24 protein-coding genes are annotated in these 23,411 nt (G+C 60.4%); 11 read left to right on the top strand and 13 right to left on the bottom strand.

Annotated features, from left to right (window positions below):
• A complete protein-coding gene (locus AAF659_RS06335; RefSeq protein WP_349750875.1) occupies window positions 1-459 on the top strand; it encodes a group I truncated hemoglobin in 459 nt (152 codons plus the stop codon).
• 18 nt (window positions 460-477) lie between these two features.
• On the opposite strand, the gene AAF659_RS06330 is transcribed toward AAF659_RS06335, so the two are convergent.
• Both AAF659_RS06330 and crp read right to left on the bottom strand, forming a co-directional pair.
• Window positions 478-1,095, bottom strand: a complete 618-nt coding sequence (locus AAF659_RS06330) for a glutathione S-transferase family protein (RefSeq protein ID WP_349750874.1) — start codon at window positions 1,093-1,095, stop codon at window positions 478-480.
• Window positions 1,092-1,733 carry a cAMP-activated global transcriptional regulator CRP gene (gene crp, locus AAF659_RS06325; RefSeq protein WP_349750873.1) on the bottom strand — a complete coding sequence of 214 codons (642 nt, stop codon included), beginning with the start codon at window positions 1,731-1,733 and terminating at the stop codon, window positions 1,092-1,094. Before crp ends, AAF659_RS06330 begins: the two co-directional genes overlap by 4 nt.
• 181 nt (window positions 1,734-1,914) lie before the next feature.
• Between crp and AAF659_RS06320 the strand changes: the two genes are divergently transcribed.
• The 6 genes from AAF659_RS06320 to AAF659_RS06295 all read left to right on the top strand — a co-directional run bounded on the left by AAF659_RS06320 (window position 1,915) and on the right by AAF659_RS06295 (window position 6,763).
• Window positions 1,915-2,334 carry an OsmC family protein gene (locus AAF659_RS06320; protein WP_349751031.1) on the top strand — a complete coding sequence of 140 codons (420 nt, stop codon included), beginning with the start codon at window positions 1,915-1,917 and terminating at the stop codon, window positions 2,332-2,334.
• A gap of 317 nt (window positions 2,335-2,651) precedes the next feature.
• On the top strand, window positions 2,652-3,443 hold the full coding sequence (gene speD, locus AAF659_RS06315; protein ID WP_349750872.1) for an adenosylmethionine decarboxylase: 792 nt from the start codon (window positions 2,652-2,654) through the stop codon (window positions 3,441-3,443).
• 167 nt (window positions 3,444-3,610) lie between these two features.
• Complete coding sequence (locus AAF659_RS06310) at window positions 3,611-5,164, top strand: flavin-containing monooxygenase (RefSeq protein WP_349750871.1); 1,554 nt, start codon at window positions 3,611-3,613, stop codon at window positions 5,162-5,164.
• Complete coding sequence (locus AAF659_RS06305; RefSeq protein WP_349750870.1) at window positions 5,161-5,379, top strand: SDR family NAD(P)-dependent oxidoreductase; 219 nt, start codon at window positions 5,161-5,163, stop codon at window positions 5,377-5,379. Before AAF659_RS06310 ends, AAF659_RS06305 begins: the two co-directional genes overlap by 4 nt.
• Window positions 5,376-5,783, top strand: coding sequence for an SDR family NAD(P)-dependent oxidoreductase (locus AAF659_RS06300; RefSeq protein ID WP_349750869.1), 408 nt, complete (start codon window positions 5,376-5,378; stop codon window positions 5,781-5,783). The genes AAF659_RS06305 and AAF659_RS06300 overlap by 4 nt, the downstream gene beginning before the upstream one ends.
• Complete coding sequence (locus tag AAF659_RS06295) at window positions 5,783-6,763, top strand: alpha/beta fold hydrolase (RefSeq protein WP_349750868.1); 981 nt, start codon at window positions 5,783-5,785, stop codon at window positions 6,761-6,763. The genes AAF659_RS06300 and AAF659_RS06295 overlap by 1 nt, the downstream gene beginning before the upstream one ends.
• 9 nt (window positions 6,764-6,772) lie before the next feature.
• Here the strand turns inward: AAF659_RS06295 and AAF659_RS06290 are convergent, their stop codons facing one another.
• From AAF659_RS06290 to AAF659_RS06270, 5 genes are all read right to left on the bottom strand, one after another.
• Complete coding sequence (locus AAF659_RS06290) at window positions 6,773-7,642, bottom strand: phosphoribulokinase (RefSeq protein WP_349750867.1); 870 nt, start codon at window positions 7,640-7,642, stop codon at window positions 6,773-6,775.
• 81 nt (window positions 7,643-7,723) lie between these two features.
• Window positions 7,724-10,549: an EAL domain-containing protein gene (locus AAF659_RS06285; RefSeq protein ID WP_349750866.1), complete on the bottom strand. Its 2,826-nt coding sequence runs from the start codon at window positions 10,547-10,549 to the stop codon at window positions 7,724-7,726.
• Window positions 10,550-10,643: 94 nt separating this feature from the next.
• A complete protein-coding gene (gene argA / locus AAF659_RS06280; RefSeq protein ID WP_349750865.1) occupies window positions 10,644-11,951 on the bottom strand; it encodes an amino-acid N-acetyltransferase in 1,308 nt (435 codons plus the stop codon).
• Window positions 11,944-13,116 (bottom strand): acetylornithine deacetylase, encoded by a 1,173-nt coding sequence (gene argE / locus AAF659_RS06275; protein ID WP_349750864.1) that lies wholly within the window; start codon window positions 13,114-13,116, stop codon window positions 11,944-11,946. Before argE ends, argA begins: the two co-directional genes overlap by 8 nt.
• Window position 13,117: 1 nt before the next feature.
• Complete coding sequence (locus tag AAF659_RS06270) at window positions 13,118-14,488, bottom strand: hypothetical protein (protein ID WP_349750863.1); 1,371 nt, start codon at window positions 14,486-14,488, stop codon at window positions 13,118-13,120.
• Between the two features lie 183 nt (window positions 14,489-14,671).
• On the opposite strand from AAF659_RS06270, the gene AAF659_RS06265 reads away from it, so the two are divergent.
• Entirely contained in the window at window positions 14,672-15,124 is a 453-nt protein-coding gene (locus AAF659_RS06265) for a PilZ domain-containing protein (protein ID WP_349750862.1), read from the top strand.
• Here AAF659_RS06265 and argB read toward each other — a convergent pair.
• The 4 genes from argB to coaBC form a co-directional block, all read right to left on the bottom strand.
• On the bottom strand, window positions 15,111-16,007 hold the full coding sequence (argB, locus tag AAF659_RS06260) for an acetylglutamate kinase (protein WP_349750861.1): 897 nt from the start codon (window positions 16,005-16,007) through the stop codon (window positions 15,111-15,113). The genes AAF659_RS06265 and argB overlap by 14 nt on opposite strands.
• A gap of 21 nt (window positions 16,008-16,028) precedes the next feature.
• The gene (locus tag AAF659_RS06255) at window positions 16,029-18,632 is read right to left on the bottom strand and encodes a phosphomannomutase/phosphoglucomutase (protein WP_349750860.1); all 2,604 of its coding nucleotides are present in this window, start codon (window positions 18,630-18,632) and stop codon (window positions 16,029-16,031) included.
• A 66-nt stretch (window positions 18,633-18,698) separates the two neighbouring features.
• Entirely contained in the window at window positions 18,699-19,160 is a 462-nt protein-coding gene (dut, locus tag AAF659_RS06250; protein ID WP_349750859.1) for a dUTP diphosphatase, read from the bottom strand.
• A 17-nt stretch (window positions 19,161-19,177) separates the two neighbouring features.
• Entirely contained in the window at window positions 19,178-20,389 is a 1,212-nt protein-coding gene (gene coaBC, locus AAF659_RS06245; RefSeq protein WP_349750858.1) for a bifunctional phosphopantothenoylcysteine decarboxylase/phosphopantothenate--cysteine ligase CoaBC, read from the bottom strand.
• 145 nt (window positions 20,390-20,534) lie between these two features.
• On the opposite strand from coaBC, the gene radC reads away from it, so the two are divergent.
• The 3 genes from radC (at window position 20,535) to rpmG (ending at window position 21,774) form a co-directional block, all read left to right on the top strand.
• Window positions 20,535-21,209 carry a RadC family protein gene (gene radC, locus AAF659_RS06240; RefSeq protein WP_349750857.1) on the top strand — a complete coding sequence of 225 codons (675 nt, stop codon included), beginning with the start codon at window positions 20,535-20,537 and terminating at the stop codon, window positions 21,207-21,209.
• A 162-nt stretch (window positions 21,210-21,371) separates the two neighbouring features.
• Window positions 21,372-21,608, top strand: a complete 237-nt coding sequence (gene rpmB / locus AAF659_RS06235) for a 50S ribosomal protein L28 (RefSeq protein WP_349750856.1) — start codon at window positions 21,372-21,374, stop codon at window positions 21,606-21,608.
• Window positions 21,609-21,618: 10 nt separating this feature from the next.
• Entirely contained in the window at window positions 21,619-21,774 is a 156-nt protein-coding gene (rpmG, locus tag AAF659_RS06230) for a 50S ribosomal protein L33 (RefSeq protein WP_349750855.1), read from the top strand.
• Window positions 21,775-21,831: 57 nt separating this feature from the next.
• Here rpmG and AAF659_RS06225 read toward each other — a convergent pair whose 3' ends face one another.
• Both AAF659_RS06225 and AAF659_RS06220 read right to left on the bottom strand, forming a co-directional pair.
• Entirely contained in the window at window positions 21,832-22,665 is an 834-nt protein-coding gene (locus tag AAF659_RS06225; protein ID WP_349750854.1) for an endonuclease/exonuclease/phosphatase family protein, read from the bottom strand.
• Between the two features lie 35 nt (window positions 22,666-22,700).
• Entirely contained in the window at window positions 22,701-23,330 is a 630-nt protein-coding gene (locus AAF659_RS06220; protein WP_349750853.1) for a thiol:disulfide interchange protein DsbA/DsbL, read from the bottom strand.
• Window positions 23,331-23,411 lie beyond the last annotated feature (81 nt).

Below are 23,411 nucleotides of genomic sequence, written 5' to 3'. Positions count from 1 at the left end.
ATGCAAGCCCATCGCCATGCCCTGCTCGTGCTGCTTCTGAATGGCTTCATCCTGATGCCTGTCCACGCCCAGGAGTCGTCTTCCGACGTCTACCAGGCCCTGGGTGAACGCTCCGGCATCGAGACCATCGTCAAGGATCTGCTCGGCCGCATCGCCAATGACGAGCGCCTCGCTGCCCAGTTCAAAAGCATCGATGTACGTCGATTCCACCGCAACCTGAGCGATCAGCTGTGCCAGCTCAGCGGCGGCCCCTGTCGCTATGGTGGTGACGACATGCGTTCGATCCACGCCGGCATAGGTGTGACCGATACCCAGTTCAATGCCCTGGCGGAACAGCTGGTGCGAGCGATGGAAGAGGAAGGCGTGCCCACCTGGGCACAGAACCGGCTGCTGGAGCGGCTGGTGCCGCTGCATGAGGACATCGTGGATGTGCCGGCGGAAGCCGCGCCTACCCAGTAGGCGCGGGCGCCGGCTCTGTCAGGCCCTTGCGGATTCGCGCTGGGAAACACGATCATACCAGGCCTTGAGGTTGGTCTGATCGGGCTGGATGCCGATACTGTTCACTTTATTAAAGTCGACGGTACACAGAGCGCTGATATCCGCCGCCGTGAAGTGGTCACCCACAATGAACTCGCGCCCTTCCAGGTGTTTGTTCAGAAAGTGCATGAACTTTTCGACGCCCTTGCGGCATTCCTCGCCCCATTCTGGAATCGGCGTCATGCGATCCTTGAACACACCGCTGGTATGCTGAAAACACATCCCGGTAGGCATAAAGAAATAGAGCTCAAGCCAGCGAAGCCACTGCTCCACTTTGGCTTTGTCCAGCGCATCCTTCCCCAGTAGCGGCGGCTGAGGGTGCAGCTCCTCGAAGTAGCGGCAGATGGCCATAGTCTCTGAGACACAGGTGCCGTCGTCGAGCTCCAGAACAGGGACTTTCTTCATCGGGTTCTTCCCGGCGAATTCGGGGGTCAGGTTCTCGCCCTGCTGAAGATCCATCTCGACGAATTCGGCCTGATCGACGATGCCTTTCTCGGCCATGAACATACGTACGCGCCTCGGGTTGGGCGCCTTTTTCATCTCGTAGATTTTCATCATCGGGTTCCGTAGACAACCATGGTTTTACCGGATACCTGTACCAGGCCCTGATCTTCGAGTGTTTTCAGCACACGGCCCACCATCTCGCGGGAGCAGCCCACGATGCGGCCAATTTCCTGGCGTGTGATTTTGATCTGCATGCCATCCGGGTGCGTCATGGCGTCCGGCTCCTCGCACAGGTCGAGGAGGGTACGCGCCACACGGCCGGTCACGTCGAGGAAGGCGAGATCGCCGACTTTGCGAGTGGTCTGGCGCAGGCGCGAGGCCATCTGCTCGCCGATGAAATACAGCACCCTGGGGTCTTCCTGGGAGATCTCACGGAATTTCGTGTAGCTGATTTCAGCGACTTCACACTCAGTCTTGGCCTTCACCCAGGCACTGCGCGAGTCCATGTTGTCGAACAGGCCCATTTCGCCGAAGAAATCGCCGGCGTTGAGGTAGGCCATGATCATCTCGCGGCCGTCGTCGTCCTCGATAATGACGGTGACGGAGCCCTTAACGATGTAGAACAACGAATCGCTTTTATCACCGGCATAGATAATGGTGCTTTTTGCCGGGTAACGCCGTCGGTGACACTGTGACAGGAAATAGTCCAGGTGCTTGGTCTTGTCGTCGACGGGTCTGGCAATACTGGTCATGATCGCATCCTGATTCTGTTATTGACGTTTCCATTCCAGCCCCTTGGGGCAGTTCCCTGTTGATAGCACTCAGTATAGAACAGCACAAGGGGTTCGTCGTCCGGTGCGATACCCTCTTGTTTTCCGCCTGTGGTAGCCTTCGCGGTTCCTAGCCCTGAAGGAGATTGCCGCTGTTATGGCCATGAACACCACAATTAACTGGACTGGCGCCGCCAGCTTTAAAGCCACCACCGGCTCCGGCCATGACATCCAGCTGGACGGCCCGCCCGACCACGGCGGTGAAAACCACGGCGCACGGCCCATGGAGATGATGCTCGTCGGGCTCGGCGGCTGCACGTCCTTCGACGTCATGAGCATCCTCCAGAAATCCCGCCAGACCGTCACCGACTGCCGCGCCGAAATCACCGCCGAGCGCGCGGATGCAGTGCCCTCTGTCTTCACGAGGATCCATATCCATTTCCACGTGAGCGGACAAGATCTGAACGAGAAACGCGTGGCCCGCGCCATCCAGCTCTCGGCCCAGCAGTACTGCTCGGCTTCGATCATGCTGGAGAAGGCCGGGGTTGAGATCACGCATGACTACACTATTCATGAAGAATAGAGATCAAGGAGCTCGAGCCAAAGGAATGAGCTAGCGCTACCTGCAGGACTCGGGGTTCAAAGGCTACGGGATGACTTGGAGGGACGCTCGGTGGCCATGGATGGCCACCGCGCAGCCTACATGGATGTACTTGTGGCGATTCCCGGACAGTTATCCCGCAGCCTTTGAAACCGGCAGAAGCATCCGCATTCTTGTGACAGAGGGCTGGAGCAGTCCGGGAAATCCCTGAGCAAACCAATGGTGTTCAGCCCAGAGCGACGCAGGCATAATACGCGGCTTTACCGGCACTGTGTGCAAGAGAGTGGAGGGGCATGCCGATGGAATCCAAGCTGGAACTTCACGGTTTCAACAACCTGACCAAGTCCCTCAGCTTCAACATCTATGACATCTGCTACGCGCGCACCGAGGAACAGCGCCAGGCGTACATCGAATACATTGATGAAATGTACAACGCCGAACGCCTCACCCAGATCCTCACCGATGTGGTAAAGATCATCGGCGCCAATATCCTCAATATCGCCCATCAGGACTATGACCCCCATGGTGCCAGCGTCACCATGCTCATTGCCGAGCATGAGGAAGCCCCCGAAGGCAACACTGGCGAGGCCTCACCGGGCCCGCTACCAGAAACCCTGGTCGGCCATCTGGACAAGAGCCATGTAACGGTCCACACCTACCCGGAAAGCCACCCCTATGAGGGCATCAGCACCTTCCGGGCGGATATCGACGTCTCCACATGCGGCCTCATTTCGCCACTTAAGGCACTCAATTATCTGATCCACAGTTTTGAGTCCGACATTGTCACCGTTGACTACCGTGTACGTGGCTTCACCCGAGACGTGAACGGCAAGAAGCACTACAGCGATCACGAAATGAGTTCCATCCAGAACTACCTCACTGAAGACACACGCTCCGCATATCAGATGCTGGACGTGAACGTGTATCAGGATAATCTGTTCCATACCAAGATGATCCTGCGTGAGTTCAACCTCGACAACTATGTCTTCGGCGTGAACGCCTCCGACCTGGACGACCAGGAAGCCGAGGAGATCCACCAGCGCCTGCAGAAAGAAATGCTGGAGATCTTCTACTCCCGCAACCTTCCGTAAGCTCTTATCTCTGCTGACCCGGCACCCGGTCCCGGGTGCCAATGGCTAGACCGTTGCTTATAATTACATTGGGTAATGTCACTTTCTTCGATGAAAGTCTTTACATCCAGGTATACATTCGTCTACTTTAGTAGACAACTGTATACACGTAAGCAGGGAGACACCCCATGGCCCAACAACAACATGGCACCATCGCGAGCAAACACACCCAGGTGGCCATCATCGGGTCCGGTTTCTCCGGGCTGGGCATGGCCATCCGACTCAAGGGCGAAGGCCGGCACAGCTTCCGGATCTTTGAAAAGGACGGCGGCATTGGCGGTACCTGGCGACAGAACCACTATCCGGGCTGCGCCTGCGATGTGCAGTCCCACGTCTACTCCTATTCCTTTGAGCCGAATCCCGAGTGGACACGCATGTTTGCGCCTCAGGAGGAAATCCGACAGTACCTGGAGCACTGTGCCGACAAATACCAGGTTCGCCCCCACATCCACCTGAACACAGCCCTGACCGAGGCCTGCTGGGATGACGCCCAAGCCCTTTGGCAGCTGAAGGACAATCACGGTCGCGACTTCACCGCCAGTGTGCTGGTCTCCGGCATGGGCGCTCTGTCGATCCCCGCCTCCCCCAACATTCCCGGTAGGGACAATTTCCAGGGCAAAGCTTTCCACTCCCAGGACTGGGATCACAACTACGACCTCACCGGCAAGCGCGTGGCCGTCATCGGCACCGGCGCTTCGGCCATCCAGTTTGTGCCCGAAGTCCAGAAGGAAGCCGGCCAACTCTACCTGCTCCAACGCTCCGCGCCCTGGATCATGGCCAAACCAGACCGTGAGATCAGCGAAACCGAACGCAGTATCTTCCGACGCCTGCCCAGAGCCCAGATGCTTGAACGCAAGGCGCTGTACTGGATGCTGGAGAGCCGCATCGTGCCCATGCTGATCAATCCCAAACTACTCAGAGTCGCGCGTTATCTGGCCCGTTCCCACATCCACCGCCAGATCAAGGACCCGGAACTGCGGGGCAAGGTTACGCCGGACTACGAGTTCGGCTGTAAAAGGGTGTTGATGTCAAATAACTACTATCCGGCGCTGCAACAGCCCAACGTGGAAGTGGTGACCGACGGGGTCCAGGAGGTTACCGAAACGGGCATCGTGACGAACGACGGCCAACACCGGGAAATCGATGTGCTCATCTACGGCACCGGTTTCAAATCCACAGACCCGGTACCGCAGGGGCTCATTCAGGGCCGCGAGGGGCAGGATCTGAACGAGGTCTGGCGGAATGGCCCCGAAGCCTACAAGGGCGCCACCATCGCCGGCTTCCCGAACCTGTTCATGGTAATGGGCCCGAACACCGGTCTGGGACACAACTCCATGGTCTATATGATCGAGTCCCAGATCCAGTACGTGATGGATGCGATCCACACCATGGAACAGAAGAACATCGACTGGGTCGACGTGAAAGAAACGTTTCAGAACGCCTATAACAAGCGCTTGCAGAGCCGGCTCGGCGGTTCCATCTGGAATGATGGCGGCTGCACCAGCTGGTATATTCACCCCGAGACAGGCAAGAATGTGGTCCTGTGGCCGGACTTCACCTTCCGTTTCAGCCGCCAGACCCGTCAGTTCGACGCCTCCGCCTACCAGGTCGGCAAAGCTGGCGATCAAGGTCAGGCCCAGACAACCACCACAACAACACCCCTGGAGGAACAGCCCGCATGAGGTCCTTTTCCGGCAAGGTAGCCGCCATTACCGGTGCCGGGTCCGGCATCGGTCGGGCCCTGTCTCGCGCGCTCGCAGCCGAGGGCTGCCACCTGGCCCTCAGTGATGTGAACGAGGAAGGTCTGGCTGAAACCGTCCGTCTGTGTGATCAACAGGCCGTGAAAGTGACCCACGCGAGCGTCAATGTGGCCAAACGCCGGGCGGAGGCCATGTGATCAGCACCTCCAGCATCTTCGGGCTCTTCGCCCAGCCGGGCATGAGCGCCTATAACGCCACCAAATTCGCGGTCCGCAGCCTCACCGAATCCCTGCGCCAGGAACTGGACATGGAAGAAAGCGGTGTTTCCGCCACCTGCGTACACCCCGGTGGCATCAAGACCAATATTGCCCGCACGGCACGCATGGATGAGAGCATGGCCGGGCTTATGGGCGAGGACACCGGCACACTCCAGGCCAACTTCGAAAAGCTGTTCCGCACTTCCGCAGATGACGCGGCACAGGCTATACTCAAAGCGGTCAAGCGCAACCGCCGCCGACTGCTGCACGCCGGCTACCAGGGTTTTGTAACCGGTGCCCTGAAGTTCAACCGCCAACGCCAGAATGGGTCACGGAGGCGCTGATGGAAGCGACCACCTTCAAAGCGATACTGGACTCGCTGCAGGAAGTCAGCGACAGCTATCTGAACGCACCCTCGGCCCAGCCCGACTCCGCCACTCTGGACCGCTGGCAGCCCTCATCCAGCCCCTGGCAGAAGCTGCAAGCGATCAGTGGCTGGTTGCCCGGTATCCAGGCCGAAAGCATCGAGATCGACGGCCACCGTATCCAGCACTGGCGCGTTGGCTCGGGCCATGGAACGCCGGTGATTCTGCTCCATGGTTTTGGTGCCAGCAAGGAGAACTGGGCCAGCCTGATTCCCGTCATCCGGCGGCACAACATTACACTTTACCTGCCGGACCTGCCCGGTTTTGGGCAGAGTGACTATCAAGCAGACGCCCGCTACACCTATGAGGTCCAGGCCCGGCGCATGGCGGAGTGGGCCCGGAGTTTGGCCCTGCCAGCTGCGTTCTGGATTGGTTCCTCTATGGGAGGTGCTGTGAGTGCCACCCTAGCTGCCAACCACCCTGAGCACGTCGCCGGCCTGATCCTGATGAATGCCGCCGGTATGGGCAGCGCTCGCCACAGCCCTATGGAAAACCAGCTGATCAAAGGCCATAACCCACTGATCCCGGCTGACACGAATGAAACCCGTGCGCTCTTCCGGTATGCCACCTGGCGCGGGCGTGCCATTTTTAGTCGTGTCATGCCTCTTGCCATGGGCCCGGAAATACGCCACAGACGCCCGGTCAATCAGCACCTGTTCATGGACATGATGCAGCCACGCGAGCGTATTCCAGAACTGCTGGAGCGGGTCCAGGCCCCGGCCCAGGTGATCTGGGGTGAGCGCGACCAGGTTCTGGACGTCTCCTGCGCGCATCACTACGGCGCACTTCTGGGCAACGCGCAGGTGAGCGTGTTAAAGGGAATCGGTCATCTGCCCATGCTGGAGGCGCCATTGCAGACCGGTCGGCTTGTGAGGCGCTTCCTGCGGGATCAGGGCTGAGGACGAGGGCTACCAGGCGTAGCGCTTGTGTTCCATCAGCTCCAGGATTCGGGGCCTGAGAATCAGATCGATGGCCAGCGGCAGCTTGGGCCCCGGAATCACGATCGTATCCTGACGTGACATAAAACTCCCGGAAATCATCTGTAGGAGCCGCTGGAAATCCACATCCAAATAATGGCGAAAGTGAACCACGATCATGCTCTCATCACTCGTGGGAACCTCACTGACCACAAAGGGGTTCGAAGTGTCCACAGTGGGCACGCGCTGAAAGTTGATATGGGTATTGGAGAACTGCGGGACGATGTCCTGAACGTAGTCATCCATGCGATTAATGATCGTCTCCACCACCTCGTCCTGACTGTAGCCGCGGTGGTTGGTGTCCCGGTGGATCTTCTGGATCCATTCCAGATTCACGATGGGCACCACCCCAATCAGTAGATCCACATGACCGGCCACGTCATGCTGCTCGGTCTGCACGCCGCCATGTAATCCCTCGTAGAAAAGCAGGTCGCATTCCGTCGGCAGATTCTGCCAGGGCGTGAACCCCCCTGGCTCATAACCCGCGGCTATCAGCTCGCGGTCATCGTCATGCACGTACTCCCGGTACTGGCCAGCCCCGGTGTTGGCGAAATCCTGGAACAGGGCCTCCAGTTTGTCGATATGGTTGGCTTCAAGATTGAAGTGGTTGAGATCACCATAATCACCGCGCTCGGCGACCAGCGCCATCTCTTCACGGGTATAGCGGTGAAAACTGTCCCCGCTGACGGTGGCCGTACGCAGCCCCTCGCTATCGAAAAGCTTGTTGAAGGCACGGCCGGTTGTGGTGGTGCCGGCACCAGAGGATCCTGTGACCGCGATGATCGGATACTGGCTGGACATGGTTGGGTAACCCGCTCTGCACTGGGAGTCCCGGTTTCGGGAATCCGCTATGGTGCATGGGGCGCCAGCGGCTCGCAAGCCTCAATGAGGCAGCAGCCTTGGGCGGGCAATAGCATCACCCTGAGCATAGTCCAGGCCAAGCTCGCGCAGCCGCTCAACCCGCTCAGGACGGCTGACCCCTGAGGCGATCACTTCCGCCCCCATCTGATGGGCCGCCGTCACCACAGCCGCCAGCCTTGAGTCATGACCACGACCGTCTTCCTCCGAGGTCCTGGGGCGCAGCCGGACCAGATCGACGGGCAACCGCCTGACCAGTTGTGCTAACCCGACGTCCGTTTCATCTGCATCCAGACAGATGCGGCAGCCCAACTCGCGCACCTCACGCATGAACAATGCGACAGTGTCCGGATCGGCCAGTGCATCCGCACCCGAAATGCTGAACCAGAGACGTTCCACCGGGCAGGGCCGGATCCGGAAAACCTCATGAATGAAGTGCACAAGCCCGGACTCGGTAAGGGTGTAGCCAAGCACCGGAATACAGATCCCCGGCTCGACTTCCGGAAGTGTCTGCATCGGTCGGGAAAGGCAGTCCAGAGTCGCCTGCATCAGCCATTCATCCAGATTCCTGCCCCCCGCAAAACGCTCCGCCAACGGAATCAGCTCCTGCGCTGTCATAAGGTTGCCGTCTTCGTCCGGCAGTGTCATCAACAGCTCATACTGCGCCGACATTCGGGTTGCCCCATGAAGGGGAATGATCCGCTGAGCCTGGAGCATGAGTTCTTCCCGGCGTAGCCGGCCATTTCCCGCCAGCCTGTCTACCAGCCGACGTATGTAACGGCTGCGTTCAGCGGAAATACTGGCAAAGCGTAAGGCGGGCGGATCTTCAAACGGTGCCTGCCTGGCAGCTTCTTCCGCCAGATGGTACCAGTGAGCCGCCGTCACCATCGCAGGGTCCCCCACGGCCACACCGGCACAGACATGATTGCCGCCACCCGCGACCAGCGCATTACAGCGTTGCATCAACAGTACCAGCCATGATTCCAGCCCCTCGCGATGACACCAAAAAGCTATCCGGCGGGGCCCTACCCGCCCGCTTATCCGGTCACTGCCCAACTCACGACGCAGTTGCCCAGCCAGCGCCACCGCATCAGTAGCCCTATCCCAAGTCAGGACCACCAGCGCCTGCTCACGATCAAGCGGGGCAGTATGGAGAACCCGTTCCAGCCATCCCAGGAAGGCCTCCCGGTCCGCGAGACCGGTAACGGCATCCGTAGTCGCGTTCCGGATACGGCGTTCATAGAGCCCCTCCAGAAGCCGCCCCAGGGCTTCATCTACAAGAGATTGATCATGGCGGGTTACCGGTGTAAGAGCGCTTTCAGCCAGATAATCGGCCATCTCGGTCAGGCCGAGGTCATACTGCTTACGCCCTGAGGGAGTCACCAGCACAAACCGGGTGTGCCGGGAATTTGTCCATGCCAGGCGCACCGGCGGTTGATCGTCCTGCCCATCCATGAACCAGCTCCCAATCGGTAAACCCTCCAGGGCAGGGCGCCACTGGCGCAGGCGTTCATCATCCGCTTGCTGCCCTTCATCTTGGGCAAACCCCTCACTCAGGCACACCAGTTCCTGAACGCCAGTCTCCTGCAGGCAGGTATCGAGCATGTTTCGAGCCGACTGACTGTCCCCCTGGTCACCACAGAGCGCCTCCAGCCTTACCCTTATGGTCGTAGCACTGCATGCGTCAGGGAGAGCATGATAAGCCAGCACAGCGTCCAGAAGGGCCAGAGCTTCCAGCCAAGTGCTTCCCGACTCACCCTCGTGCAGGTGCAGAAGAACCAGGCGGTTACGCCACTCATTCTCCACAAAGCGCAAGACTGCCAGTGGGACCGGACCTCCCAGCAGACGCTTATCCAGCGCTCTGTTGGTAGCCGCCTCCGCCTCACGCAGGCGTTCGCTGCCTGCCACAGCCTTGGTCACCCGGCGTAGATTACGCCGGTGAACATCGTCCCGTTTCTGGATTTCAGCCCTAAGGATGGCGGCCGCCTCGGCCAGTGCTTGCTCATCCTGCACCTCTGGGGAGCGCAGCACCCGCAACATCGCCTCTGGCCAAGGCCCCGGATTCTCGTGATCCGCCGTTTCAATATGGCCGATGCGGTTCAATAGGCTTCGCAGCGTGTGGCCGCCGCTGGTCAGTGCCTCAGGCGTGCGTGCGAGACTCCGTTCAATCACCGGACCCAGCCATTCAAGCAGCGTTCGGCCACGCGCGGTCATACGGGGGCTCTTTCCCATAACCCGGATCAGTTCCGGAACCAATGCCCCTGGGAAATCGTTTCCAACCATCTCGCTTGGGTTATAAAGGCAGGCAATCGCCTGGTGTAGGGAAAGCCCGCCAATAGCCTGCTGGCGCATGGTTTCCGGTTCGATCAACGACGGCACGGGCGGGATCACAACCTGGCGCACGGCCACGTCGGCCTGGTGGCCACGAGCGCGGGCGGAAAGGGCCCGACAAGGAACCACACCGGGCGCCTGATGCTGGCGGGGAGAGGCCAGGCCGGACTGCGCAAGCAGGGTCTCAAATCCGCGGAGGGCATCTTGCGCAAAACGGATGATCAACAAACCCGGATCCGATCGAACCACATGACCCTGTATGGTCTGCCATCGATCCAGAACGCCGTGATGGAACTGGAGACGGATGGCGTCTCCACCTGAATCCAGCCAGCTCCGGACAGCTGGCTCGCGCGAGGCCGGGTAGCGTACCGAAACCGCTTCCGCGGAGAAGTCGGTTACCTGACAAAGCCAGGAAAGCCCGTGCGACGTCACAGCCCTTACCGCGAGGCGAATATTGTGACGGCGCGCATCACGGCGATCACCGCTACGACTGAGCAGTCCTGCGTTTCCCCTATCCATGAGGTGTTTCCTGCATTTCCGATCACGGAAGCAGCCTAAGGCGACACCACATGGACAGACCATTACGGGTTTCCGTATCGCGGTAATCCGAGGGTCAGAGCTGCTTCACGAAAATCCGGGAATTGCGACTCGTGTCATAGTCACGGCGCTTTTCCGGTGGTAATGCGTCGGCTCCAGCCGGCTCAAAACCACGCTCTGCAAACCAGTGGGAAGTCTGGGTGGTGAGCACAAACAGCTCACCCAGCCCTTCCGCCCGGGCATGGCGTTCGACCATGACGAGCATTCGGTCACCCCGCCCGCCGCCCTGGTAGTCCGGACTCACGGCAAAACAGGCCAGCTCCATCATGGCGCTCGCGGGGTAGGGATACAGCGCGGCACACCCCACCACCTGACCGTCACGCTCGTCCACCAGGAAACGGTCAACCTCGGTCTCAATCAGGTCGCGGGGCCGGCTGATCAGGACCCCCTTAGCCTCCAGCGGCTGGATCAGCGCCTGGATGCCGCTGATGTCTTCTGGTGTGGCAACCCGGATATGTTCATAGTCGTCATCAGTCACCAGCGTGCCCAGACCATCAAGGGTGAACAGCTCCTCCAGAAGCGCGCCTTCACGGCCGTAGCTGATGATGTGAGCCCGCCGCACGTTGCGGTCGCAGGCATTGGCCGCAGCACCAAGGGCTGCTGCATCGTCCTCACCAAGGTAGTCACCACCGAGCAGTTCCCGGGCGTGAGCGACACTGAGCTCGCGGATGAGGTCGCCTTGTGTATCCGCAATACCATTACGACCGCTGAACAGGATCAGCTTATCCGCTTCCAGCGCCCCCGCAGCTTCCCCGGCAACCTCCTCATGCGAGAGATTGAACGCATCGCCCGTGGCGGAATAACCCACGGGCGGCAGCATGACCACCTGCCCGAGCGCCAGCTGCTCCCGGATGCTGCTCGCGTCCACCCGGCGCACCCGCCCAGTATAGCCATGATCAACACCCTCGATAACGCCAATCGGGCGGGCGGTCAGCCAGTTGCCGCTGGCAACCCGGATCTGGGCACCATGCATGGGTGAGTTCACCAACCCCATGGAAAGGTGGCTTTCAAGCATCGCCCGAACCCGGCCCACCGCTTCAAGCACCAGCGGTAGCTGGGTTTCTGTGGTCACACGTAACCGACCCTGATACCCCGAGGTTTCACCCGCCTCGTCGAGGCGTTCACGGATCTGCGGGCGCGCCCCGAAGGCCACTACCAGACGCACCCCCAGGCTCGCCAGCAGAGCGATATCATGGATGATGGTTGTCAGATTCGGATGGGCCAGTGCATCACCGCCCAGGGTGATCACGACCACCCGATCACGATGGGCATTGATATAAGGTGCGGAATGGCGGAACCAATACAGCCAGTTGTGGTCACTCACGTGGGGCTCCTCCCTTGATGCAGCATTGTTCGATCAAACCGGTCAGTATAGTCACCATGGGCTCGATCTGGGAGAGGGCCAGGAACTCATCCGGCTGGTGCGCCTGGTCGATGGAGCCTGGCCCCAGCACCAGGGTCTCCATCCCAAGCTGCTGCAGGAAGGGCGCTTCGGTGGCAAAGGCGACCCCTTCCGCGGAATGACCGGTAAGACGCTCACAGATTCCCACCAGACGCGCCGTCTCCGGTTCCTCAAACGGCGGAACTCCGTCAAAAAGCGGTTCAAAGGTGCAACTCAGCCCCCGTTGCTCGGCTACTGGCTGCACTCGCCCGAGAATACACTGGCGCAGACCTGCCGGGTCCATTCCCGGCAGCGGACGTAGATCGAAGTGGAGTTCACATTCGGCACAGATGCGGTTGGGGTTGTCGCCGCCATGGATATGGCCCGGGTTCAGCGTCGGGTAATCCACCCGGAAGCCGGGATGGCGGTAATCCCGCTGCAATTCGCCGCGGTAGTCCAGAATCCGCGTGAGCGCCTCGTTCATGCCCTCCAGCGCGTTGCGGCCAAGCATGGGATTGGACGAATGACCGGACTGGCCGCGGAAGACAAGCCGTTCCATCATAATACCTTTATGCATGCGTACCGGACGCAGCTCCGTGGGCTCACCGATCACCGCATGCCGCGCTTTGGGACGGCCAGCCTCAATCAACGCGCGCGCGCCACCCATGGCGCTTTCCTCATCGGCCGTCGCAACAATCACCAGCGGCTCTGAATGATTCTGGCCCTGAGTCCGCCAGGCGGCCTCCAGCGCCAGCGGAAAAAAGCCCTTCATGTCACAGGTCCCCAGCCCGTACCAGCGATCATCGCACTCGGTCAGCGCGAAGGGGTCACTCTGCCACCGTTGGTCATCAAAGGGCACCGTATCGGTATGGCCCGAGAGCACCAGCCCTCCCGGCCCCTCGCCGCGGGTGGCGATCAGGTTAAACTTCCCGGGTGCGTCGGGAATGGGCATGGTCTCCACACGGAAATCCAGATCACCCAGCCATTGGGCCAGATGGTTGATCACCGCTTCATTGCTCCGGTCCCATGCCGGACTTACGCTGCTGATTGAGGGGGTCGCGATCAGCTCGCCGAGCATTCCCCTGATGGCCGGAATCGGGCGCTGCATATCATTCCTCCCTGGCGCCGGTTGCCGACGGAATCGGCTGCATTTTGCCCAGGTCCGGGTTCAGAAAATCATCCAGCCCCGGGCCATCATCGCCAGCGGAGACGGGGCGGCCCATGTCATCGGCACGACGCCAGACCTCGAACTTGTCAATATCCGTCACCGGGAAAGGCGCCACCAACGAACCACCCTCAAGAGTCCGTCGGATATGCAACTGACTGCCTTCCCGTGCCACAAGCTGACCTTCGATGCGACGCCCTGAGGCCAGCTCCAGGCGCACGCGGCGGTCGATCCAGGCACCGGCCCGTTGCGTGTCGGATTCCCGGAAGGCCATTTCCGGCGCGGATTCCTCAACAGGTACCAGCGGCGCGCGATCCACCGCCTCCGCAGGTTTACTGGGCTCGCTCAGGCTGAATCCAATGTCATCCAGCTCCTGATCATTATGGATAACCCGGAACCCTGTCTGAGACCGCCACTGCGCTGCTGAAACTCCATTCTGTGGCCAGGTGTCATCATCCAGAGCCCAGCCGAACGCCAACTCTCCCCCCTCATGGAGCCATCGCCGGTACAGCGCTGTCGTTGACGCGGTGGGCGCCAGACCCTGATTGCTCATGGCATCGGCCCAGTGACTGGACGCGCGATTGACCCAGTCTTCCACCGGCTCGTCCTCCGCCGCTGCGCAAAAGGAAGACAGGCGCCGCATCACTCCAGCATCCCGGACGACCATTTTCGCTTTTGCTGGCATTGCGGGCATTTCACCCGGCCCCGAGACCACCGGCAACTGCAGTTTCTGCGAACGCCAGGCCAGTGACAGACTGCCGAGCCGCCCTGCCTCCAGTTCCGCTTGATAACGGTATTCGCTTGCGCCACTCCCCCGGTCTTTGAGTGTTATATCACCAGCGATCCGGTCCACGCCCATACGCAACAGATCCGCGGGTGTCAGCGCGGGCTGTTCACCACAGCCATGAAAATACAGCGGATGACGCTTCAACGAGAGTGCGCGACGAGTGCGGGCCCAGGGCCGGAACAGATCCGGTTCGACCATCAGTTCCACATCGTCCACCCGCAGCCGCCAACGGGAGGGCTGTTCACCACCCAGAAGCCATTGGGGCAACGCGAGCAAGCCGGGCGTTTCAAGAGTCACTTGCCGTACCGTTACCGCTCGCGTGATATCAAACCAGTGCCACCGCACCCCCTGGAGCTTGATATTAGCGTCCCAGGTCGGTCGGATAGCATCCCAGTGAAGATTACCCCAGGGACTGACCGCATCCTCCATGTCCGAGACGGTCTTCCGGGCACCGTACCAGAGCGTCGCGTAGAAGGCGCTCACTGCCAACAGCAGCAGGATCACAAAGGCGCCGAGAGTTCGTTTCATGGTCGACCGTCCGCGGGCATGGCATGATAAAGCGTAGAAATCATCCTATCGTACCTGATCAAATGGTGATAATGCGGCAACCGTCGCACAGGCTTGTCTTTCGCCGGGCAAACGTCATGGAATTCACTATAGTGGGGGGTAGGAGGCAGAACGAAGAACTGTCCCCGGTTACCAGGAGGCGTCATGAACGCACATCAGAATCCGGGTCGGACCTTCATCCGGCACCCCATCGACATGCCGATTGATGTGGAACCGCGCGAAGGCGAACACTACTGCGAAGAAATGCGCAATCTCAGCCTTGGTGGAGTCTCGTTCTCATCGGAGAACCCCTGGCGGCAGGGGATGCCGATACGCATCACCATCAGCTGCTGTACACCATGCGCAAGCATGGAGGGGCATGTGGCCTGGTGTGAAGCCTGTAATCATCATTATGAAGTGGGCGTGGCCTTCGAAGATAAAGCAGATGCCTACCGAATGCGGCTGGTTGAACAAGCTTGCCACATCCAGCAGTACCGGCTCGACCAGGTAATCCAGAACGCGCGCTACCTGACCCTCGATCAGGCCGCCGCGGAATGGATCCGCCAGTACGCCCCTTACTTCGCGCCCGTGGATCCGGAAACGGTCAGGACCGGGTGATCAGGGTCCCCACACCCTCATCCGTAAAGATCTCGAGCAGAGTGGCATGCGCCACCCGGCCATCGATGATATGGGACGATGTCACACCCCCTTTCACGGCATCCAGCGCACACTGGATCTTCGGCAGCATCCCGCCCTGGATGGTACCGTCCGCGATCAGCTCATCCACACGCTCAGCGGTAAGCCCCGTCAGCACATTGCCATCACCGCCCTGAAGGCCTGCCACATTGGTCAGCAGGATCAGTTTCTCGGCCTCCAGCGCCGAGGCCACATGACCGGCCACGGAATCCGCATTGATGTTGTAGGCCTTGCCATCATCACCCACACCGATGGGCGCAATCACCGGGATCACATCACTGGCGGTGAGCATGTTGATGACCTCGGTGTTCACAGACACCACCTCACCCACATGGCCGATGTCGACGATCTCCGAACGGGTGACCTCGGGCGAGGGATCGCGCACCTCCAGCTGCCGCGCCCGGATCAGACCCGCATCCTTGCCGGTGAGACCAATAGCCCGGCCGCCGTGCTGATTCATCAGGGAAACGATCTCCTTGTTCACCCGGCCTCCCAGAACCATTTCAACGACATCCATGGTTTCGCTGTCAGTCACGCGCATGCCGTTGACGAACTCGGAATGGATCTCGAGCCGCTCCAGAAGTTCCCCGATCTGCGGGCCACCACCGTGAACGATGATGGGGTTCATGCCGACCAGCTTCATCAGCACGATGTCCCGCGCGAAGCTGTTCTTCAGCTCCTCGTTCTCCATGGCATTGCCACCGTACTTGATCACGATGGTTCTGCCGGTAAACCGCTGGATGTAGGGCAGACCCTTGCTGAGTACCGAGGCCACCTGCATGGCCGTATCACGATCCATGGTCATGTAATGCACTGTCTCCTGAAATCAGAACGGAATCTGCAGTGACGGCTCCGCCTTCTGCAATTGTTGCCGGAAAACCCCCTTGATGCGCTCCAGTGCCTCGCCACTCTGGGCCTCAAAGCGCAGAACCAGGTTGGGCGTGGTGTTGGAAGCACGGCACAGCCCCCACCCATCCGGGTAATCCACGCGCAGGCCATCAAGATCGGTAATGCTGGCCTCGCCGAAATCGCCACCACTGGCAAGGCGCTCAATCAGAGCGAACTTGTCGTCATCCGCCACCGCCAGATTGATCTCGGGAGTGCTTTCGTCCTCCGGGAATTCCGCGAAGATGGTATCCGCCTCACGGTCCTCGATGCCCAGTATCTCCAGCAGGCGCGCGGCAGCGTAGATGCCATCGTCAAAACCGTACCAGCGTTCCCGGAAGAAGATATGGCCGCTCATCTCACCCGCCAGCAGCGCGCCCATCTCCTTCATCTTCGCCTTGATCCAGGAGTGGCCGGTTTTCCAGATCACTGGCCGACCGCCATACTCATTCACCACGCTGGCCAGCCGACGCGAGCATTTCACATCATAGATGATGTCAGCGCCCGGGTTGCGCGAGACAACGTCGCGCGCGAACAGCATCAGCAGACGATCCGGCCAGATAATCTTGCCGCTGTTGGTGACTACGCCCAGACGGTCACCGTCACCGTCAAAGGCAATACCCAGATCCGCGCCCTCGTTCTGCACCGTTTGAATCAGGGAGGCCAGGTTTTCCGGCTTGCCCGGATCCGGGTGATGATTGGGGAAGTTGCCGTCCACATCGCAGTAAAGCGGTGTTACCTCGCAACCGAGCTCCCTGATCAACTCCGGCCCCAGTTCTCCAGCCACGCCGTTGCCCGCATCCACGACCACACGCAATGGCGCTGCCACAGCGATGTCGCCGACGATAGTGTCAATGTAGGCCTTGCGGACATCGCGGTCGCTGCGCTCGCCCTGCCCTTCCTCCAGCTGATTGTGGCGAATCCGGGTAAGCAGATCCTGGATGGCATCACCGGCCAGAGTATCGCCACCGAGCATCATCTTGAGGCCGTTGTATTCTGGCGGATTGTGACTGCCGGTGATCATCACCCCGGAGCCGGTTTCAAGATAGTGGGTGGCGAAGTAAAGCACCGGTGTCGGCACACGGCCAATGCGGATCACATCCACGCCCGTGGCCAGAACACCCTGAGTCAGGGCCTCGGCCAGATCCGGACTGGAGTGGCGCCCGTCATACCCCACACAGATGCTGTGCTGGCGGCGCTGCAATGCCTCGCTGCCGATAGCCCGACCAATAGTTTCCACGATCTCCGGGGTCAGACTGTCACCCACCACACCCCGGATGTCATAGGCGCGGAAGATGGAATCCGGCACGTCCACTGTTGCTGCCGCGTTTTCCTCAAGGCTCATAGTGTCCCCACCACTGTCACTGTCTCCAAGTCCAAGCACATCCTCATCGCCGTTGAGCATGTCAATGTCGAGCGCATCATCCCCGAACAACGGCTCGCTGTCACTATCGGTCTCCTCTGGTAGGTCCGCCTCTCCGCCTGTGGCCGGCGCTGCTGCCGGACCACTGGACGCTGCCTTCCTGCGGCTGCCGCCGCCTGCTCCAGCAGAGGCCGCCGGTCGCTCCCTGGCAAGTCGCTGCAGCGTCTCGGCCAGAGCCCTTACAGCAGGAACCCGGAGCTCCGGCGGTTTCAGGCGGTCGCCCTCAAAGGCTTTCTGGGCCCACTGACTGAGGCCGGACACATCCTGCCGTAGCTGCTTCTGAAGCCGACCGAAAACCATCCAGATGCCACCCACAATGAGGACGGCCACTACCGCAAGTACGCCCCACAGTGCCGCGGGGGTGATCAGCTCCGGCGCCCGGGAGGCGGGCCTATAGCGCACCGACCAGCCGCTGATGGCCAGATCCCGCGTCACACCGTCACCCTGGCCACTGCCCTGGGTGAATACCGGAACCTCACGGCCTTCCACCCGCTGGCGCAGCGCCACAAAACCGTCCAGCACCCCTGCTGCCGAAAGCACAGGATCCATCACTGAATCATCGAAAATCACCAGCAGGCTGCCACCACCGGAGCCGCCCACCGGTGCCGCAATCTGGACGAACCAGCTGCCATCGCGCTGGAAAGCATCCATCCGCGACTCACCGTCGCGCTCGGCCTGTCTTGCCAGGTCAATACTGGCAAACCCCAGCTCCCAGCTGCGGTCTTCCGGCTGGCTCACGTTTCCGGGTTCAAACAGAAAAACGGTTTCAGCAGCCGGCAGTGTGTCCTGGAGGATTCGGGCAGCATTCTCGCGGTCATCACCGCCAGTGACAGCGGCGCGGATCGAATCCTGGGCCGCAAACGCGGCCACCACATCGTGCAGATAGTTCAGATGCTGGTTGAATCGTGATCTGAGCGCATCCGCCCTCTCCTGGGTGTTGTCTTCAAGCACTTTTTTTTCCGCTGGTGTTACCAGCAGGAAACTAACCAGCAGACCCACAAGTGCCAGTCCGCCCACGACAATCAGCGACTGCAGCACCGGGATCCGTGAAAGCGGAAAGGAGCGGGCGCTGCCCGATTCGGATTCCGGCCCTGAAGCGGCCTTTCTGAGTCGGAATTTCATGGTGTCATCCTTGCATCTGGGAGGGGTTATCAGGCCAGTATAGATGGCTGAAAGGTGATTGCATCCTTATTGCCCCCCGGTGGAGCCGAAACCTCCTACCCCGCGCTCAGAGCCCGAGAATGATTCGACAACCTGGAAATCGGCCTGCACGACAGGCACCACAACGAACTGCGCAATACGGTCGCCAGGCTCGATGGTGAAAGCGATGTTACCTCGATTCCAACACGAAACCATGAGCTCGCCCTGATAATCCGAGTCGATCAGCCCGACCAGATTCCCCAGCACAATGCCGTGCTTATGCCCCAGCCCTGAGCGCGGCAGGATCATACCCGCCAGTCCCGGATCAGCAATATGCACCGCCATGCCTGTGGGCAGAAGGTTCGTCTCGCCAGGCTCCAGCGTCAGTGATTCCGGCAGGCAGGCTCGCAAATCCAAGCCCGCGGACCCCCGGGTAGCGTAGTCAGGCATGGGAAAGCGATCCCCCAGGCGCTCATCAAGGATCCGGACTTCAATCGATTGGTTGGCCATGGTGGGCTGGCGCTCCTCTACAGTTGGGATGGTGGGTTGCTCTGGTGTGCCTGGAAAAGACGGATCAAATCCCGCGCCAGTTCGCGCTTCGGGCGGGCCTCGAAGCGCTCGCTGCCATCGGCCCAGAAGACCTCAACCGCATTACTGTCACTGTTGAAACCAAGGCCGGGCGTTGTAACGTCATTAGCAACGATCAAATCCAGACCTTTGCGGCTGAGCTTGTCGCGGGCATAGTCGGCAACATCGCGGGTTTCGGCGGCAAAACCGATAGTGAGAGGTCGCTGTTCCGTTCTAGCGGCAACACTGGCGAGGATATCCGGATTTTCTTCGAGCTCGACAACAGGCGCATCGGCGTCAGGCTCCTTCTTCATTTTCTGGTCAGCAACGGTTATTGGCCGGTAATCGGCCACCGCCGCGGTGGCGATGAACCAGTCAGCGCCGGCAGAGACCGCCTGATCCACCGCCTCCTTCATTTCCAGAGCCGAGGTCACATCAATGCGGGCTACACCCCCGGGGGTGGGCTGCTCCACAGGGCCGGCTACCAGCGTCACTTCCGCTCCCTGCTCTGAGGCCGCTTGCGCCAGGGCAAATCCCATGCGCCCGGAACTGTGATTGGAAATATAACGGACCGGATCCAACGCCTCACGGGTGGGGCCAGCGGTAATCACAAGTCTGCGCCCTGCCAGCGGTTGATCCGCCATGGCGGCCACCTCCTGCGCCAGCACCGCCGGTTCCAGCATCCGCCCCGGCCCTGTATCACCGCAGGCCTGATCCCCTGCTTGCGGGCCCCAGAGCCGGAGCTGGGGGTCCGCCGCAAGCAGGCTCCGGTTGCGCTGGGTACGGGCATTGCGCCACATGGCCTGGTTCATAGCCGGCGCCAACGCAATCGGAACCTGCGTGGCTAGGCAGACGGTGGTCAGCAGGTCATCCGCCAAACCGCCGGCCAGCTTGGCCATCACGTCCGCCGAGGCGGGCGCCACCAGCACCAGATCCGCCCACTTCGCCAGTTCAATGTGGCCCATCCCGGCTTCGGCTTCCGGCTCAAGCAGGCTCTCCCGCACGGGGTGGCCACTCAGTGCCTGAAAGGTGAGCGGCTGCACAAACGCGTGCGCGCCGTTGGTCATCACCACCTGAACCTCATGACCCTGACGGCGCAGCTCGCGCACAAGCTCCGCACTCTTGTAGGCGGCGATGCCACCGGTGACGCCGAGAAGAATCCGTTTACCCACTTTCGCCTCTGGGAACTGTTTTGATGGCCAAGATACCAGATCCCTGCCCGGTATTGGCAGCGGCAGGCAGTAACGCTAGACTTGGCCGTCACCGCCGTCAGGGCGGTGATCTGAAGGATCAGGACCCAACAGCGAAGGAGCCGCCATGTCACTGAAAGACCTCCCGGCAGCGGAACGCCCGCGGGAAAAACTGCTGCACCACGGACCGGACAGCCTCACGGATGCGGAACTGCTTGCCATTTTTCTGCGCACAGGCAGCGCCGGGCGCCCCGTCATGACGCTCGCACGCGAGCTACTCAGCGGCTTTGGCAGTCTGCGGGCGCTCACCGGTGCCTCGTCCGAGCGCTTCTGCCAGACGCCCGGCCTGGGCACCGCCAAATTCGCCCAGCTGCAGGCCGCACTGACCATGGCCGAGCGAGTCATGGAATCGCCGGTTACCACGGGCGACCCGCTCACCTCACCAGCAGCCACCCGCACCTACCTGAAAAGCAAACTGGTGACACGCCACCATGAGGTCTTTGCCTGTCTGTTCCTGGATACCCGACACCGGGTAATTCGCTACGAGGAACTGTTCACCGGCACTATAGACGGGGCCGCGGTCTATCCCCGGGAAGTGGTCCGCCGCGCGCTGGAGACTAACGCGGCGGCCGTCATCCTGGCGCACAATCACCCTTCCGGCGTGGCTGAGCCCAGCAGCGCCGACGTCAATCTCACAGAACGATTGCGTTCCGCACTGGGCCTGATCGATGTGCGGGTACTGGATCACATGATTGTGGGGCACAATGAAGTCAGCTCTATGGCAGAGACCGGGCACCTGTAAAAGCGGAAACCTTTGCGTCAGACAGCCTTTTCTGGTATAAAACCCGCCTTTTCCGGGAGCGTCAGGCGCAAGCCGCCAGCGGGTGCACAAAGGCGGCAGGGCACCACGGGGCGCGGGATTCGTTTTCAATCAATATGACCAACGCTCAGTTGGAGGCCGAATATGTCCAGAGTCTGTCAGGTGACCGGTAAGCGCACGGCCACCGGTAACAACGTTTCACACGCCATGAACCATCGTAAACGGCGGTTTCTGCCCAACCTGCAGACCCACCGTTTCTGGGTGGAGAGTGAGAACCGCTTCGTGAAGCTGCGCGTTTCCACCAAGGGTCTGCGCACCATTGATAAAAAGGGTATCGAGACGGTCCTGAAAGACCTGCGTGCCCGCGGCGAGAAGGTTTGAGGAGAGTACCATGCGCGAAAAGATCAAACTGGCGTCCACTGCCGGCACAGGTCACTTCTACACCACGACCAAGAACAAGCGGAACACACCGGACAAGCTTGAGATCAAAAAGTACGATCCGGTTGTGCGTCGGCATGTTGCGTATAAGGAAACCAAGCTTAAATAAGTGATTCAGGGCCTGGAAAAACCTCGTTTCCGGGCCCTTTCAAGTTTTAACGAGTCCCTACCCCTCTCTTATTGACGCCTCTGGACCCCCGGGAATTTCGATCTCCATACTGATCGGCAGGTGATCCGACACCGGATAATCCACAACCTGTGTGTCATGCACATCGAGGCTGGGACTGACCAGAATGTGATCGAGCGCCTTTTCCGGCCGCCAGCTGGGGAAACTCATTGCTGATCCGGGCAGAGGGATCAGCTCCGCGGAACGCAGCGGGGAATGGGTGAGCAGCTGTTCGGCGTGAGCATTCATGTCACCCATGAGCACCACGTGCCGATAGGGGGCAATCAGCGCCCGGATATAGTCCAGCTGGCGGTTCTGGGCTCCCTTGCTCAGTGACAGATGCATCAACACCAGCACCAGCGGATCATCGGGATTGCCATAGAAGGCCATCATGGCGCCGCGCCCCGGGATCAGGGCCGGCAGGCGGTGCTCTTCCACTCGCAGGGGCTGATATCGGCTGAGAATACCATTGCTGTGCTGGGCGATACGGCCGAGATTGCGGTTAAGCTGCTGACGCCAATACGCGAATCCCCCCTGACACGCCAGATACTGGACCTGATTGACGAAACCACTTCTCAGCGAGCCACCATCACACTCCTGAAGAGCGATCACGTCGTAATCGCACAGCAGTTCCGCGATGCGATCCAGGTTATCCCGGCGCCTGGAATGCGGTAGCAGATGTTGCCAGCTCCGGGTGAAATAATGGTGGTAGGCCCCCGTGGCGATGCCAACCTGGATATTGAAGGTCAGCAACCGGATGCGGCCCGTCTCGGCCAGCGAAGGTGCCCTGTCAGAGTCTGACGCCGCGCCCCGCGAGCGACCGGAAACGGCCATTCGCCGGACCTGGTCACGCAGCTTCGGATACAAAATCAGTCGCCGGTGCGTTCCTTTTCAAGCAGGTGCTCCGCGATTGCCAACATGTTCTCGTAGTTGCCTGCGCCCCTGACCGAGATCACGTATTTACCTTCCACCACGAGCGTCGGCGTGCCTGAAACTTTAGCTCCCTGCTGGAACTGACGGCCACGTCGCATGGCGGTATCCACGGCAAAACTGGCCCAGGCATCGCGAACCGTCTCTGCGTCCGCGGCGCCCTGATCCTCGAAGAAAGCAGCTATCGCATCAAGATCGCTCAGGTCACGCCGCTCGCCAGCCAGCGCATCAAACAGTTCGGAGTGGACCTGGTCCAAAACGCCCAGTTCCCGGGCCGCATAGAACGCCTTGGCATGGGGCTCCCAATCACCCCGAAGGGAAGCTGGCACATGACGCAGATTAACGTCCTCGGGTTTGCCCTGCTGCCACTCCTCAATCACAGGCTGCATCCGATAACAGGAGGGACAGCCATACCAGAACACCTCGGCCAGCTCGAGCTGGTCTCCGGAGCGGGTCTCAACAGGATTGGAAAGGGTCTGGTAGTGGGTCCCCTCCTCCCACTCAGCCGCGACAGCGGCTGGCACCATAGCAAGGAAGGCCATCAATGCAATCAGGCTGCGATAGAGCATGCCATTCTCCTGCGGTCACAGACATTGAAACTCATATCCCATTCAATCGGACTTTGAAGCAGCCCGCAAGGGAGACTTTCA

The organism is Salicola sp. Rm-C-2C1-2 (assembly GCF_040196175.1).
Taxonomy (GTDB): domain Bacteria; phylum Pseudomonadota; class Gammaproteobacteria; order Pseudomonadales; family Oleiphilaceae; genus Halospina.
This window is presented reverse-complemented; position numbering and strand designations above follow the sequence as displayed.